The organism is Streptomyces bottropensis ATCC 25435 (assembly GCF_000383595.1).
Taxonomy (GTDB): Bacteria; Actinomycetota; Actinomycetes; order Streptomycetales; family Streptomycetaceae; genus Streptomyces; species Streptomyces bottropensis.
Map to the genome: position 1 here is coordinate 2991962 of NZ_KB911581.1, position 13955 is coordinate 3005916.

The window sequence follows — 13955 nt, forward strand, 5'->3', positions numbered from 1 at the left end:
GCATGGTGAGCCGGACCAATGTCATCCGCACACTGATCGCACTCATGGCCCTGCTCCTCTGGGCGCCGGTGTCGACGGCCTCGGCGGCACCGGCCGCCCCCGCCGCCGGCTGCGGCGTTCTCGCGCCCGGCGCCTCGGCCGCCGCCGAGCGGGCGATCGCCGCGGCCTGCGCCGAGGTCGCCGCGGGCACCTGGTACTCGTGGGGCGGCGGCCACGGCGCCCAGCCGGGGGCCACCTACGGGCAGGTGGACCCCACCGACCCGGCCAGTGAACACGACCCCGAGCGGCGCGGCTTCGACTGCTCCGGCCTCGTGCGGTACGCGTACGCCCAGGCCGCGGGCGGCACGGACATCCTCAACGGCGTGGCCAGCCAGCAGTACTACACGCACCGAGCCGCCGCCCGCTTCACCGCCGCCCAGGGCCTCGCCCCGCTCGTCCCGGGCGACCTGCTGGCCTACGGCACCAAGAAGGACCTGCACCACATCGCCATCTACCTCGGCGCGGGCAAGATGGTCGAGGCCAAGCAGTCCGGCACCCGGCTGATGGTCAGTGACGTCCGCCTCGGCGGCGACTACTTCGGCGCGGTCCGCGTCAACACCGGCCAGGTCACCGGCCACATCCACCAGACCTGGGGCACCGGCGTCTGGACCAAGGAGGAGCCCCGCATCGGGTCCGGCCGTGTCTACGCCTTCCCGTACTCGACCACCATCCGCGTGTACTGCCAAAAGCACGCGGAGCTGGTGAAGGCGGAGGGCTACGAGAACGACGTCTGGTCCTACCTGCCCGACTACAGGGCCTGGGTCACCAACATCTACATCAAGGGCCCGGCCTGGCTGGACGGCGTACCCGACTGCAAGGACGTACCCCCCGTCCCCTGACGGACGCGCGCCGGTGACCGTCGGGGGGCGGCCACCGGCACGGGCGTCGCCCGGCCCGTACGCTGCGTCAGCGTACGGGCACATTCTGTGGACAGTACGCACACCTTCCCGTCACGCTGGGTGCCGTCGGGGCATGGGGGCCACAGCGCACGAAGACCGGAGGTGGCCGCGGATGACGGGCGGCGGCATGGGCAACGACTACGACGAGGTACTGGCCGACGAGGGGACGGTGGTGGACCGCGAACCCGACCCCTCGGACAGTCTGCGGACGTGGGGCGCCGTGACACAGGCGCTCCGCGAGCACGCCGGGTACAGCCGGGCCGAGTTCGCGGATCTCGTCCGCTTCTCCCGGCACACGGTGGAATCGGTGGAGCAGGGGCGCCGGATGCCGGACGCGAACTACGTGGAGCGGGCCGACGAACTGCTGGGGAACACCGGGGCGTTGCGCAAGTCGTCACAGTATGTGACGCGGGGGCGGGGAGACGTGGGCCTCGCGGCCTGGTTCCGCCAGTGGGCCCGACTGGAGCGGGTCGCGGTGAGTCTGTGCACGTACGAATGCAGGCTGGTCCCGGGCCTGTTGCAGTCGCGGGACTACGCGCGGGCGGTCTTCGAGGGGACCGTCCCGGTGACCCCGGACGACCAGCTGGACAGCTTCATGGACCGCCGGATGGAGCGTCAGCGGATGCTGTGCGAGCGACCGACGACACCGTTCAGCTTCATCGTCGAGGAGCATGTGTTCCGGCGGCGGTTCGGGGACGACGCGCGGATGCGGGGGTTGTTCGACCACGTGCTGGAGCTGAGCGCGCCGCGCAACGTGACGCTTCAGATCGTGCCGCTGGAGGCCGGGTTGCACGCGTGTCTCGACGGGCCGGTGCGACTGCTGGAGACGCCGCAGGGGCAGCGGCTCGCGTACTCCGAAGGCCAGCAGAACGGCCGTCTGATCTCCGACTCGAAAGAGGTGAGCCTGCTCCACCAGCGCTATGACACACTGCGCTCGCAGGCCCTCAATGCCAGGGATTCGCGGGCGCTGCTGGAGCGACTCCGAGGGGATCTGGACCTATGAGCACGACGGAATTGGCGTGGTTCAAGTCAAGCTACAGCGGCAGTCAGGGTGACGACTGCGTCGAAGTCGCCGTCACCCGGCAGGCCGTGTGCGTACGGGACTCCAAGGACCTGGCGCTTCCTCACTTCGCGGTCGGACGTGAGGGGTGGTCGCGGTTCGTGGGGTTCGTGGGGCACGAGGGAGGTCCGCGACAGGCGGGCTGCACCTCGTAGGCCGGGGTCGGTGCGCACCTCTCGGCCGGGGTGCGCACCGCTCGGGACCTACCACGGCGGTGTAGGTCCCCCGTCGGGGTCCAGGCCGTAGGGCCACAGACTCGTCTCTCTGTCCGCGGCGGCCGTGTCCCGGATCTTCGCGAGCCAGAACAGGACGCTGATGCTGCCCGCGTCCGCGGCCTGTCGGGCGATCCGCTCGGCTCCCTCCCGATCCCCCTTCTCCTCACGGGCTTCGGCGAGCCAGAGCCAGACAGTGGTGTCACCGGCGGCCGCGGCCTGCCGGGCGGGCTGCTCGGCTCCCCCCTGATCTCCGTCCTGTTCCCGCGCTTTGGCGAGCCAGAGCAGGGCACCGGTATCACCGGCGTCCGCGGCCCGCTGGTAGAGCGCTGCGGCCTCCTGGAGGGCTCCGTCCCTCTCCCGCAGCGCGGCGAGTCGGCCCAGGGCGAACGGGGCGCCCGCGTCCACGGCCCGTCGGTACAGGCGTTCGACCTCCTGCGGGTCACCGTCGTGTTCTCGCATCTCGGCGAGACGTACCAGAGCACGGATGTCACCGGCGTCGGCTGCCAGCCCGCACAGGCGCTGGGCTGCTTTCCGGTCGCCGGCTCTCGCTCGCCGTTCCGCGAGCCGGACCAAGGCAGCCGGGTCGGTCGTGGCCGCCGCCTGCGGGACGGTCTCCTCGGCTCCCTCCAGGTCGCCGTCCTCGTTTCGCAGAAGGGTGAGCCAGAGCAGAGCGAGGGGGTCGCCCGCGTCAGCGGCCAGCTGATGGAGCCGTTCGGCTTCCAGTCGCTCCTCGTTCTTCTCCCGCGCCATGGCGAGCCAGGCCAGGACATCCGGGTCACCGGCGTCGGCCGCGCGCAGCGCGATGCGTTCGGCTCCTTCCCGGTCCCCGCTTGTCTCCCGGAGCCTGGTAAACCGCATCAGGGCAGTGGGGTGGCCCGCTTCGGCCGCACGCAGGGCGATCCGTTCGGCTCCCTCCGGGTCCCCGCGCTGCTCACGCAGCCTGGCGAGCCAGAACAGGGCACCGAGGTCGCCGACGTCCGCGGCGTGCTGATACAGCAGCTCGGCCCGTTCCTCGTCGCCCGCCTCCCGCATCGCAGCGAGCCGGATCAGGGCGGTGGTGTCTCCGGCGTCGGCGGCTTGCCGGGCGATCTCCTCGGCCTCTTCCCGGTCCCCCTCCTCGTCCCGGATCCTGGCGAGGTGAATCAGGGCGGGAATGCTGCCGTCGCCCGCGGCCCGCCGGTACAGCAGTTCGGCCGCCTGCGCGTCCCCCTCCCTCTCTCGCATGCGGGCGAGCCAGAGCAGGGAAGCGGTGTTGCCGACCTCGGCGGCTCGACGGGCGATCTCTTCCGCCGACCGCCGGTCACCGGCGTCCTCCCGCATCCGGGCGAGCCAGAGCAGGGCAGTGGCGCTGCCCGTGTCCGCGGCCCGCCGGAACAGCCGCTCGGACCAGCGCAGGCGGTGACGGACTCGGGCCGCAGTAGCGAGTCTGCTCAGGTCGTCAGCCCCGAAATGGTCGTGAGCGGCCTGCCAGAACGATTCCGGTGGACACAGATGTGCACGCTGGTGGCGTCCGTGCTGTTCGAGGTAGTCGGCCAGCCGGTAGAACATGCCGGGTGGGTTCACCGCCGGTGCACCGGGGCGGGTGGGGCGCGGGCGGACGCGGCGTAGGGGAGCGAGACGCCCGTGCACAGGGCGAGTGGTGTCGGCAATGGCTTGTTCGAGCCAGTTGTCGGTGAGGTCGTCGTACTCGTCGTCGCCGAGATAGTCCTCCGCCGCTTGTCCCAGGAAGGCCGCCGGCAGGTGGAGTCCGGCGCCGAGGCGCCGGGCGTCCATGGCCGCGTGGAGCAGCGCTCGGGCCGAGGGTGATGAGGTCGCGTGGCGGCGCAGCAGTTCCGGCGCTCCGGCCAGGAATTGTGTCAGTCGACCGCTGTTCATGTGGTGCAGGGCGTGGGCGAGTTGCCGGTCGCCCGCTGCCGCGAGGACCTCGGCCCGATGGGTGGCGTCGGTGTCGAAGCTGTCCGGCAGAACGATCTGGCGTCCGGCCAGCAGCTCACGGACCCGTGGATGCGCATCCGGAGCCTCGGGTTCGGGAAGGGCCGTGTAGACGTCCGCGTACTCGGGCCACAGCGTCGCGAGGACCAGCACCGGAGCGCGCGCCGGTGCGGTGAGCAGATTGTGGACGGCTGCGGCGATGCGCTCACCCACACCCGCGCCGGCGCCGAAGTAGTGCTGTGCCTCGTTCAGCCACACCACCGTGCACGGTGCCACCCTCACCAGGTCTGCCAGTGCCGCCTCCGCCCGCGTCGGGTCGAACGGATGCCACAGCCGCCACCCCTGGTGGGCCAGCGGCTGCACCGACTCCCAGCAGGCCCGTGTCTTCCCCGCCGACGACGGACCGACCAGCACCGCCATACCGCTGCGCCCGGCTTGAGCCGCCAGGACCACCGCCGCCAGTTCCTCGTCATGGGGGCGGCGTACATATCCGGGCAGTGACGTCGCCCTGCCCCGAACCCCTCCTCCCTTCCCATCGTGCTGCCGCCCCATGACCGGTGCCACGACCGCGGGATCGACGACCGCCGCCGGGACCTCGGCCGCAGGGTGGACCTCCAGGTCGTGCGGATCCCATTGTGTGATCGGGCGCCCCGGCACCTCGCGATCCGCCACAGCCGCCGCACCCCGGCCCAGCGCCGCGTCCAGCAGAGCCGACAGCACGGAGAAGTCCAGCCGCAGCACCCGCGCCAGGGCGCCCACCGTGTCCGCGGACGGGGGAGCCGACGCGGTGGCACTCAGGGCCTGACTGACCGTCGTACGCCCCAGGCCGGCCGCGCGCGCCAGCTCGGTCTGGTTCAGCCCTCGTGCGATGCGCCCGGCCTCCAACCGGGCGCGCAGATCCGTCAGGGCCATCGGATCCCGCACCTCGCCCGCTCCCACGCCGTGCCCCCGAAGTCCGCCGCCGCCGTACTGCTGTTCATCTGTGTTCATCATCGACAGGTGAACCACGGCGAACACCCAGGACGCGACATTCGGCACCGACGACGCCAACAGTGCCGAGAACGACTGGGGGACTGACACCATGTCGGACCACGACGCCGTGATCCTGCTCGCCTGCGCTCAGGTGATCTTGATCGCCCTCCTTGCCGCGGCCGCCGCGGGCTATCTGGCCCGCCGGGATCACGCCTCCTATCCAGCCGCGCTCACCCGTGCCGCCATCGCCTTCACCGCCACGCTCACCTTGGCCGCAGCCCTGGCGACGGCGCTGCCGGCCCTGACCGGAAGGGTGGGGTGACCGCAGTGCGACTTCCTACGAGGCTGGGACACATGCAAAGGGCGACCGGCACGCCCGGCACGCCCGGCACGCTTGGCGTGCCGGGCGGCAGAGCCCCGGGGGGCTCGCTCGCGCCGCTGTTCCGGGCCGCCGTGCGGTCGACTATGCCCGTCCCCCGGACGCGGGGCGGACGTACGCGGCCACGGGCCCGGGATCAGTAGCCGTAGATCATCTTGTAGGCGACCTCGGGCAGGAACTGGCCCGCCGAGGAGCCGGATCCCACGCCGCAGTTGCCGTCGGACTCACCCGGGACCTTGATCCACAGCAGCATCTCGGCGCCTCCGCCCTGCTGGGTGGCGGGGCCGATGCGGCGGCCCGAGGGGTTGCACCACTGGCCGTTGGAGCCGTTGCCGTTGCGGCTGGTGTCCACGACGAAGGGCTTGGTGTAGCCGTAGCGGGCGCTGAGCTGACTGTTGACGGCGTTGCCGTAGGCGGTGTTCTCGGCGGTGGTGAGGTAGTTGGAGACGTTGAGCGAGAAGCCGTGGGCCTGCCGCACGCCGGCCTCGTGCAGGCGCCGGGCCATGGTCCCCGCGTCGGTCCAGGCGGGGTTGCCGGCGTCCATGTAGACCCAGGTGTTGGGGGCCTGGCGGGCGAACTGGGACAGGGCGCCGCTGAGCATGTTCTGGCGTTCGGTGATCTGGGCCTGGTTCATGCAGCCGTAGTCCCCGAGGGAGTCGGGCTCCAGGACGACCAGGGCCGGGCGGTTGCCGATCCCGCCCGCGAACTGGGCGATCCAGCTCGCGTATGCGGACGGTGAGGCGGCCCCGCCGGCGGAGTGCCCGCCGCAGTAGTCGCGGTTGTAGATGTTGTACGCGACCAGGAGGGGCAGCTTGTCGCGGCTGTCGGCGGCGCCCGCGTACGCGCCCGTGGCGGTGCCGACGGACCCGCTCCAGGAGCCGAACCAGCGGGCCGTCGGGGTGTTGGCGATGGAGGCGTTGATCGCGGACGCCCGGCCGTCGCCGGGGTTGGCCGCCACCCACCTCTTCGCGCTGGAGTCGGGGTCCACGTAGAACCCGCTGGTCATGGAGGTCGGGTCGGCCGCGTGGGCGGACGGCGCGGCGGTGAGCGCCAGCGGCAGGGCGAAGAGCGCTGCCGTCAGGACGCGGAGTCTGCGGCGCATGACATCACCTCGAATTCCTGGGAGGGACACGTCACGCGCTCTCGTCCCGAGCGGGTGACGCGCTGAGGAAGTGCGGTGGTGCGACGTTCCCCGGATGCTGGGAGCGCTCCCACTGGAAGCGCTCCCAGTGACGCTGAGAACCTTCGGGGTGTGGTGGGTATCGTGTGGCCGCCTGCGAGAACTGTCAAGGGCCGAGGTGTGAACCGCCTTCTGTACACGGCGGGTTCGAGGCTCTACGGTCCTTGGGACCGGAAGCGCTCCCAGCTTTCGGGCCGACGGCGGCCGGCGGGGGCCGATGGGGCCGACGGGGCGACGGGGCGACGGGGCGACGGGGCGACGGGAAGGGGCTCGTGGTCATGGTGGCGGATCCGGTGCGTCGGCGGCCCACGCTCGACGCCGTGGCCGAACTCGCCGGGGTCAGCCGGTCCGTGGCCTCCCGCGTCCTCAACAACGCACCGCACGTCAGCCGTCCGAAACGCGAGGCGGTCGAGCGGGCCGTCCGGCAGCTCGGTTACGTACCCGATCCGAGCGCCCGCGCCCTGGCCACCCGGCAGACGGGCGCGGCCGCCCTGGTCATCTCCGGAGAGGAACCGTCGATCTTCGCGGATCCGTTCTTCGCCCAGGTGATCGTGGGGGCGTCGGCCGCTCTGGAGGAGGCCGACCTGCATCTGATGCTGTGCCTGGCCGCCTCCGACCGGGGACGCGAACGGGTGGCGGAGCTGCTCCGCTGCAAGGGCGCCGACGGCGTGATGATGATGGCGCTGCGCGAGGGCGATCCGCTGGCCCGGGCGGCCGAGGAGTCGGACCTGCCGGTGGTGTTCGGCGGACTCCCGGTCGGGACGGTCCCCCGCTGGTACGTGGACGTCGACAACACCGGCGGAGCCCGCGCGGCGACCGAGCACCTGCTCGCACGCGGCAGGACGCGGGTGGCGGCGATCTGCGGGCGCATGGACACCGAGGCGGGGCGTGCCCGGTACCGCGGCTACCGGGACGCCGTGCTGGCGGCCGGGCTCGATCCGTTCCCCCCGCGCGAGGGCGACTTCACCGAGGCCGGGGGAGCCGCCGTCATGGCCGCGCTGCTGGCCGAACACCCGGACGTGGACGGGGTGTTCGCGGCCAGCGACAACATGGGGGCGGGGGCGCTGCGCACCCTGCGTCAGGCGGGCCGGCCGGTCCCCGGGGCCGTGGCGGTGGTCGGTTTCGACGACCTGGCGGTGGCCCGGATCGCCGATCCGCCGCTCACCACCGTCCACCAGCCCATCGCGGCCCTCGGGCGCGAGATGGCGCGCATGCTCGCCGCGATCGTCGACGGCCAGGACCCCACCCCGCTGATCCTGCCCACCCGGCTGGTCGTCCGTTCCAGTTCCTGACTTGTCATTTAAGGTCCGGCGTCGAACGCGGCTCGAACTTGGTCGGCGTTTTCACAGTTCAGCGGACGTGAAGGCGGCCTTCGTCTGATCCTGCGCTCCGTCACAGAGGCACAGGAACCAGCTCGAAGGCCGTGGTCGTGAGAACGTCGCCCGGGTCCGGGCGACGCCGGACTGGATCGAGACCGCAGTCGACACCGGCAAGGTCGACGTCGACGGCGAGCTGGCCAAACTGCTGCAAGGCGAGTAGGCGATGCCTCGCGCTTCCGAGCGCAGATCACCCGCCGCCCAGCGACACCCCGACACCGTCCGGTTCCCTCTTCGAGGCCCGCCCGGCCTGACCTTCAACCAGCTGGTCAGATCCAGCGAACTCTCGCCCCACCAGACCCGCTCCGGCCTGGCCTGCCTGCGGGACACCATCACCGAACGCGGCTGGCCGCCCCTGATCTGGACCAGGAAGGAGGCTATAGGTTCTGCGCCGACCCCGCCGAGCTCCAGGCGTACGAGGTCGCGGTCATCCGCGGGAAGCTCACCGAGATCCGCCGGTTCATCACCGGGACGGTCGCCCCGCACACCGCCCCGTCCTTGAGCACGTCGAGGCTGGTGAAGTAGATCGAGTAGCCGGCTCGGCAGGCCGCGACCGCGAGAGCGACAGCGATATGCGTCTTGCCCACCCCGGGCGGCCCCAGCAGCGCGGCGTTCGCCTTGCCGTCGACGAAGGAGAGGCTGGCGAGGTCTTTGACCTTGCGCGGGTCGAGCTCGGGCTGGAACGAGAAGTCGTACTCGTCCAGCGTCTTGTGGTGCGGCAGCTTCGACAGTCGCAGGCCCTGGCTGAAACGGCGGTCGTCGCGGACGGCCAGTTCCTCGGACAGGACCAGGTCGAGGAAATCGAGGTAGCCCATCTTCGCCTCGTCGGCCCGGCGGGTGTACTCGTTGATGGTCTCTGCCAGGTGCGGCAGGCCGAGCTTGCCGGCCGTGGTGCGGATGCGGTTGCCGGTCAGCTCGCTCAAGACGACTCATTCGTCGGGTAGTTGGTGGTGAAGGGCCGGGTGCCGGTCAGTTCGTCATAGACCGACAGCGGCCGCCTCCCGACCTCGATCTGGGTTGCAGCGGCCCGGTTCAACAGGGCTTGCAAGGATCCGATTCGACCGGACGCGGGGGACTCGCTCCGCGGTGGTGGCGGCTCGTCGCCCGTCGTGGTGCGGCGGTTCTTGCCGGTTGGCAGGCCGTCCCAGTGCTCATCCTGCTTGACAACCACGCCGCGGCCGACCGCCCGCGGATGGCTGGACAGCAGTGTCTCGCCGCTGGCATCGGGGACGGTCGTGTGCAGCATGACCTGGGATTTCGTCGCTCTGATCTCAACCAGCTGACGCGGGCGGACCTTGCGGGCGGGCACCGAGTATAGGTTTCCGCCGAACGCGACCAGACAGTCCTTGCCCACCGGCCGCAGACGCCGCTCGGCCACCAGATAAGGCGAGGATGGCAACGGCTTGAGGGCGGCGTGATCCCGGGCGGCTCGGTGTCCGATGACCTCGTGGTGGGTGGCGTGGGTGCGGGCGCGTCGCTGCGGCAACCACGCCATGAACGCGGCATCCAGCTCCTCGAGCGAGGAGAACGCCCGCCCGGCCATCACGTGATCACGCACGATCAACACCTGGCGTTCGACCCGGCCCTTCCCGGTGGGCCGGTAGGCGGCCAGCACGTCGATGTCGAAGTCGTAGTGGCCGGCGAAGTCGACCGCTTCCGGATGCAGCGGAACCGCCTCACCGGGAGCGACGTGTCGGCGCACGACGGTCTTGGTCCGGTCGTAGACGATCGACATCGGCACCCCTCTAATATGCGGGTCTCGTTGTCAAGTCATCGTCGAATCGAGGGAGAGTCCGCCCAGTGAGCACTGAGCCGCTCCGCAGCCTGCGCTATGTGGACGACATCATCCGCGATGACGTCCTCGCGCTGGAGGCGTTCATCTACTCCCAGATTCGGCCAGTCCAGGATGCGGCTGGCGAGACCGGGGACACGTTCTGCGCGTTGCGTTCCCTGGAAATCTTGGTCTGCGACTCGGCAGGACTGATGCTCGCACTCCTCGACCGGGGCGGGCTTGGCCAGGAGGAGCGGTCCACCATGCTCCGTGAATGGAACCGGCTGTGGACCACCGCAAGCTGGTGGAACTATCGCGACGGATACGACAGCGACCGCTGGAATCGACTGGAGCATGTGGACGCCCCTGCCGAAGCCTCACACCATGCCGAGATTGCACGAGCTCAGGCAGCCGCTGGGGAGGTCCCGTGAGATGGGCAACTGTCGTACGAACTTGGCGAGTCGACACAGTCAGGAGGCTTCTCCGTCGAGTCGGCTGAGGAGTCCGTCGAAGATCTGCTCGCGTGCGACCTGTCCCTTGGCCGCCGCGTCGTCTCGCTGGCGTTCGAGGGTGGGCCGGAACTCGATCGTGGTGACGAAGAAGGTGCAGGACTCGCAGATCGACTCGAAGTGGCAGTCCATCTCGACGGGGCGAGCGCAGTAGCCGTTGCCGAGCATCCGGCGGTGCATCTCCCGCCTGAGCTTGGTCATCTCCGTTCCCTCGGCGTCGGCCGGCAGCTGGCGCGGGGCGTCGTAGAGTGCCTCGACCTTCTCCGAGACGGCGAAGTACTCGTCGGCAACGGTCCGGTCAGCGATCCGCGCGTAAACGCGTGTCATGGACAGTGACTTGTGTCCCAGGAGTGCGGCGATGGCCTCCAGGGACATGCCTCGGTTGATCGCCTGGGTGGCCAGAGTATGGCGCAGTTGGTGCGGGGTGACCCTGCCCAGTCCGGCCCGCTCGGCGGCCTTGCGGACGGCGGCCTCAATGCGGGAGGCATTGACCGGGCGGCCGTGGTCGGTGAACAGCAGGTTCGAGCGCAGGCCCTCGGGGCGGTGCAGCAACCAGTCGTCCAGCAGCGCCTTCAGCTGCGGATGCAGGGGAACATAGCGGTCGGTGTGCATCTTGCCGACCGGGACACGGAGCCAGTAGGCGGAGCCGATCTGCACGACCGCATCGATGGTGAGGCCGAGCATCTCGCTGCGTCGCATCCCAGTGCGGGCGAGAATTTCGATGGCCAGGCGGGCGAATACGGATCAGGATCCTTGCGAGCGGCGGACAGAAGTTTGGCGGCCGCGGCGTCGTCGAGGAAGCGCGGCAGTGGCTCGTCCGCGATCGGGAAGTCGCTGTCGAACACCAGCTGGCGAGGTGGCCGGTCGGCGGTGTCCCATTCGTCGAGGCGGCGGAGAAAGCCGCGGACTTTGCTCAGGCGGTCGCGGACGGTGTGCCGGTGCAGCGGGCCTCCGCGGGCGGCCGGCCGCTCCAGCAGCCACTGTCGGTAGCGTTCGACGTGTCGCCGCTTGAGCTCGGCGACGCAGCTGACGGCCGCGTCTTCGGCGGCGACCAGCAAGGCGAACTCTCGCAGCGTCAGCTCGGCGTTCTTCACCGTGCCCGGCCGCAGCGTCCCGGCGATCTGCTGCAGATAGTGCTGCATCGTCTCCGCCATCCTGGCCGGGACGCGGGCCCATTCGCGGGCTCGCATGTCGGCCCGGTCCGGGGTGCGTCGGCGCGGGAGCTGGTCGGTCAACTCGCAGTGGAACAGAGTGGCTTCGAGGTTGAACAGGGCGGTCGACAGGGCCTTGACGCCGCGGTTGGGGATGCGGCGTGCGGCGTCCAGCAGAAGGCGGCGTCCCTCGTCCCAGTCGCGTTGCTGCAGTTCGTGGGGCTGGTTGCCGAACAGTGCCACGAAGTGACCCAGCAGGTTGAACTGGGTCATGGCCACTGTGTCGCGAAAGCCGAGTGTGCGGGCGGTCTCCATGAACCGCAGGTGCAGTTCCGGCTCCGTGCGGGCGAGTACGATCCCCAGTCGCGGGCGCCGGGCGACCAGGTAGTCCGCGCCCGGCTGCATCCGTCCCGTGACCGCAAGCCAGCTGATGAACCGGTGGGTCTCGTGGTTGAAGGCGAGCTGACGTTCCAGTGGCAGGCGACAGAAGTCGGTCAGGTCAGGCACTGCGGCAAGCAGTGCCCGGGCACCCCAGCGGACCTTGTGGTCGGTGTTCATGCCCTGCGCGGCCCGGTGGGCGAGGTAGAACTCGACCAGGTCCGGGCGCACTATCGGCAGGGCCGCGGCGCGGGCCCGGCGCATCAGGACTCCGCTCGGTCGGCGTCGATCGCGGCACTGGCCTCCAGGTACTGCTCGACGAGCCAGCTGTTCGCGAGGTGGATGTAGACGCGGGTCGACTCGATGGAGCGGTGTCCGGCCTGGGCCTGTACCGCTTCCAGAGCCATGCCTGCCTCCCGCAGCCGCGTCAGGCAGGTGTGCCGGAGCTGATGGCATGTCAACTTCGGTAGTCCGGTTCGTCTTCGGACTCCGTCGAGGATCTCGTCGAGACCGTCGGCGGAGAGCGGCCGGCCGCGGGTCGGCCCGCGCAACACCACGAACAGCTGGTCGTGGTCCACGGGTGGACGCTCACGGTCCAGGTAGTCGCCGACCGCGCTGAAGAACTGCGCGGAGACGGGTATCAGGCGCTGGTGCCCGCCCTTGCCCTCGCTGATGAAGACCCGACGCTCGCCCGGTGAGAGGTCACCCAGGCGCAGGCCGAGGACCTCGCAGCGGCGCAGCCCGCCCAGCAGCATCGCCAGGATCATCGCCCGGTCCCGTGCGGTGTTCAGGGCGCCGAGGACCGCCTCGACCTCGGTCGGCCCGAGGACGCGTGGGAGGGTGCGAGGCGTGCGCAGCAGAGGTGCCCCGCGGGTGCCACTGCGGCGGCGGTTGGCCAGTCCCGTCGGCACCGGGTTGCGGTCGACAGCGAGGTCGTCGCGGGTCATCAGGTAGCCGAACAGCCCAGAGACGCTGGCGAGCCGGCGCTTGATGGTCCGGGCTGAGAGTCCGGCTTCACCGTCTTCGAGCCGGACGACCTTCGGGCCTTGACGCGGCTTCTTCTGCGCGGTGATGAACGCGAAGATGTCTGCGGTGACGACGTCGGCCGGCTCCTTGGGCACCACCGAGAAGAAGACCTTCAAGTCGTAGGCGGTGGCCAGCAGGGTGTTCGGCCTGCAGCGGGCCGCCACGAACTCCAGGTAGTCGTCGACCAGGACGTGGCCGAGCGATGCAGCAGGGTTGCCCGCGGCATCAACACGTCGTACCAACTCCGGCTGCCAGGCCATCCGAGCTCCTCGACGGGAGCGACCATCCTGACGGGCAACACGAGATCGAGGAAGAGTTGTCACCCACATAACCGCCGAAGTGCGCAAATGCCCGCCGGTGGCAGTCGAAGAAGGTCTGCAGGTCCTGGCTCGTGGTGAAGCAGCAGAACGGATCGCGCGAGTACGGCAGCACCATATGGAACGAGTAGACCTTCGGGATTCCCAGGTGGGCGAGGATCTTGCCTTCATCGCCCCAGTCGACCTGAGCCTGGGCCCCGGGAACCACCTCGAAGCGGCGGTGCATACCCGCCAACTCCCGTGGCTCGATCCCCAGTTCACCCGCGATCCGCGGCCGGGCCTCCTGTAGATAAAGCTTGACCCGCTGATAGTTGATCGTCGAGCCGTACTCCTTCACCAGGCGTTCGTGCACCACAGCGCCCTTGATGAGGATCTCTGCCCGCAGCATCGCGTCGATCAACGGGGCGACCTCGTCGACCGCTTTCTTCCGGGGCCGGCCGTTCAACGTCCGCCTCGGCGGCACCGACACCGCCGAGCTCGACAGATACTTGCGGACCGTCTTGCGGTCCAGCCCAGTCTCCTTGGCCACCTCGGTCAGACTGACCGCCCCTGACTCGACCAGAGCACGGAACCGCCGCAGTTCCAGCCAGCGCTGCGGGTCCAAAACCACCGCGTCACCACCCTCCGTCACCCTTCACCGAACGAGTAGAAGAGTGCCGGGCACCACGATTCACCGCACCATCAAGCGTCCCTTTTCACTCGTACGCGACCGGGGACGATCGTGGCTCTGGCGAGATTTTCGTAGTCGGAG

At 70.1% G+C, this 13955-nt stretch carries 14 protein-coding genes and 2 pseudogenes; 8 read left to right on the forward strand and 8 right to left on the reverse strand.

What is annotated here, in order from left to right:
* Window positions 1–2: 2 nt before the first annotated feature.
* The 3 genes from STRBO_RS0113110 (at window position 3) to STRBO_RS0113120 (ending at window position 2153) form a co-directional block, all read left to right on the forward strand.
* A complete protein-coding gene (locus STRBO_RS0113110) occupies window positions 3–878 on the forward strand; it encodes an NlpC/P60 family protein (RefSeq protein ID WP_005482563.1) in 876 nt (291 codons plus the stop codon).
* 172 nt (window positions 879–1050) lie between these two features.
* Window positions 1051–1941, forward strand: a complete 891-nt coding sequence (locus tag STRBO_RS0113115) for a helix-turn-helix domain-containing protein (protein ID WP_005482564.1) — start codon at window positions 1051–1053, stop codon at window positions 1939–1941.
* Entirely contained in the window at window positions 1938–2153 is a 216-nt protein-coding gene (locus STRBO_RS0113120) for a DUF397 domain-containing protein (RefSeq protein WP_005482565.1), read from the forward strand. The genes STRBO_RS0113115 and STRBO_RS0113120 overlap by 4 nt, the downstream gene beginning before the upstream one ends.
* Before the next feature lie 48 nt (window positions 2154–2201).
* On the opposite strand, the gene STRBO_RS0113125 is transcribed toward STRBO_RS0113120, so the two are convergent.
* Window positions 2202–5138, reverse strand: a complete 2937-nt coding sequence (locus tag STRBO_RS0113125; protein ID WP_237547460.1) for a helix-turn-helix domain-containing protein — start codon at window positions 5136–5138, stop codon at window positions 2202–2204.
* A gap of 88 nt (window positions 5139–5226) precedes the next feature.
* Here STRBO_RS0113125 and STRBO_RS0113130 point away from each other — a divergent pair, with 88 nt between their 5' ends.
* Complete coding sequence (locus STRBO_RS0113130) at window positions 5227–5439, forward strand: hypothetical protein (protein WP_005482567.1); 213 nt, start codon at window positions 5227–5229, stop codon at window positions 5437–5439.
* Window positions 5440–5632: 193 nt separating this feature from the next.
* Here STRBO_RS0113130 and STRBO_RS0113135 read toward each other — a convergent pair whose 3' ends face one another.
* Window positions 5633–6598: a glycoside hydrolase family 6 protein gene (locus tag STRBO_RS0113135; protein WP_020114292.1), complete on the reverse strand. Its 966-nt coding sequence runs from the start codon at window positions 6596–6598 to the stop codon at window positions 5633–5635.
* Window positions 6599–6954: 356 nt separating this feature from the next.
* On the opposite strand from STRBO_RS0113135, the gene STRBO_RS0113140 reads away from it, so the two are divergent.
* From STRBO_RS0113140 to STRBO_RS44560, 3 genes and pseudogenes are all read left to right on the forward strand, one after another.
* Complete coding sequence (locus STRBO_RS0113140) at window positions 6955–7968, forward strand: LacI family DNA-binding transcriptional regulator (RefSeq protein WP_028796630.1); 1014 nt, start codon at window positions 6955–6957, stop codon at window positions 7966–7968.
* A gap of 175 nt (window positions 7969–8143) precedes the next feature.
* Window positions 8144–8215, forward strand: coding sequence for a DUF6192 family protein (locus STRBO_RS44555; protein ID WP_381365862.1), 72 nt, complete (start codon window positions 8144–8146; stop codon window positions 8213–8215).
* Between the two features lie 3 nt (window positions 8216–8218).
* Window positions 8219–8544 (forward strand): annotated as a pseudogene (locus tag STRBO_RS44560) (RacP protein); the annotation flags it as partial.
* A gap of 14 nt (window positions 8545–8558) precedes the next feature.
* Here the strand turns inward: STRBO_RS44560 and STRBO_RS0113150 are convergent.
* Together STRBO_RS0113150 and STRBO_RS40095 are read right to left on the reverse strand one after the other, a co-directional pair.
* A pseudogene (locus STRBO_RS0113150) lies at window positions 8559–8975 on the reverse strand (ATP-binding protein); the annotation flags it as partial.
* Complete coding sequence (locus tag STRBO_RS40095; RefSeq protein ID WP_020114294.1) at window positions 8972–9787, reverse strand: Mu transposase domain-containing protein; 816 nt, start codon at window positions 9785–9787, stop codon at window positions 8972–8974. The gene STRBO_RS40095 and the pseudogene STRBO_RS0113150, both read right to left, overlap by 4 nt.
* 98 nt (window positions 9788–9885) lie before the next feature.
* Here STRBO_RS40095 and STRBO_RS40905 point away from each other — a divergent pair, with 98 nt between their 5' ends.
* On the forward strand, window positions 9886–10254 hold the full coding sequence (locus STRBO_RS40905; protein WP_158698344.1) for a hypothetical protein: 369 nt from the start codon (window positions 9886–9888) through the stop codon (window positions 10252–10254).
* Window positions 10255–10293: 39 nt separating this feature from the next.
* Here STRBO_RS40905 and STRBO_RS44115 read toward each other — a convergent pair whose 3' ends face one another.
* The 4 genes from STRBO_RS44115 to STRBO_RS40105 are packed head-to-tail and all read right to left on the reverse strand — an operon-like array spanning window position 10294 to window position 13814.
* Entirely contained in the window at window positions 10294–11016 is a 723-nt protein-coding gene (locus STRBO_RS44115) for a tyrosine-type recombinase/integrase (protein WP_245170656.1), read from the reverse strand.
* Window positions 10905–12125 carry a hypothetical protein gene (locus tag STRBO_RS44565; RefSeq protein WP_028796632.1) on the reverse strand — a complete coding sequence of 407 codons (1221 nt, stop codon included), beginning with the start codon at window positions 12123–12125 and terminating at the stop codon, window positions 10905–10907. The genes STRBO_RS44115 and STRBO_RS44565 overlap by 112 nt, the downstream gene beginning before the upstream one ends.
* Window positions 12125–13147 (reverse strand): tyrosine-type recombinase/integrase, encoded by a 1023-nt coding sequence (locus STRBO_RS0113175; RefSeq protein ID WP_005479607.1) that lies wholly within the window; start codon window positions 13145–13147, stop codon window positions 12125–12127. Before STRBO_RS0113175 ends, STRBO_RS44565 begins: the two co-directional genes overlap by 1 nt.
* Window positions 13113–13814, reverse strand: a complete 702-nt coding sequence (locus STRBO_RS40105) for a hypothetical protein (RefSeq protein ID WP_425336022.1) — start codon at window positions 13812–13814, stop codon at window positions 13113–13115. The genes STRBO_RS0113175 and STRBO_RS40105 overlap by 35 nt, the downstream gene beginning before the upstream one ends.
* Window positions 13815–13955: the final 141 nt, after the last annotated feature.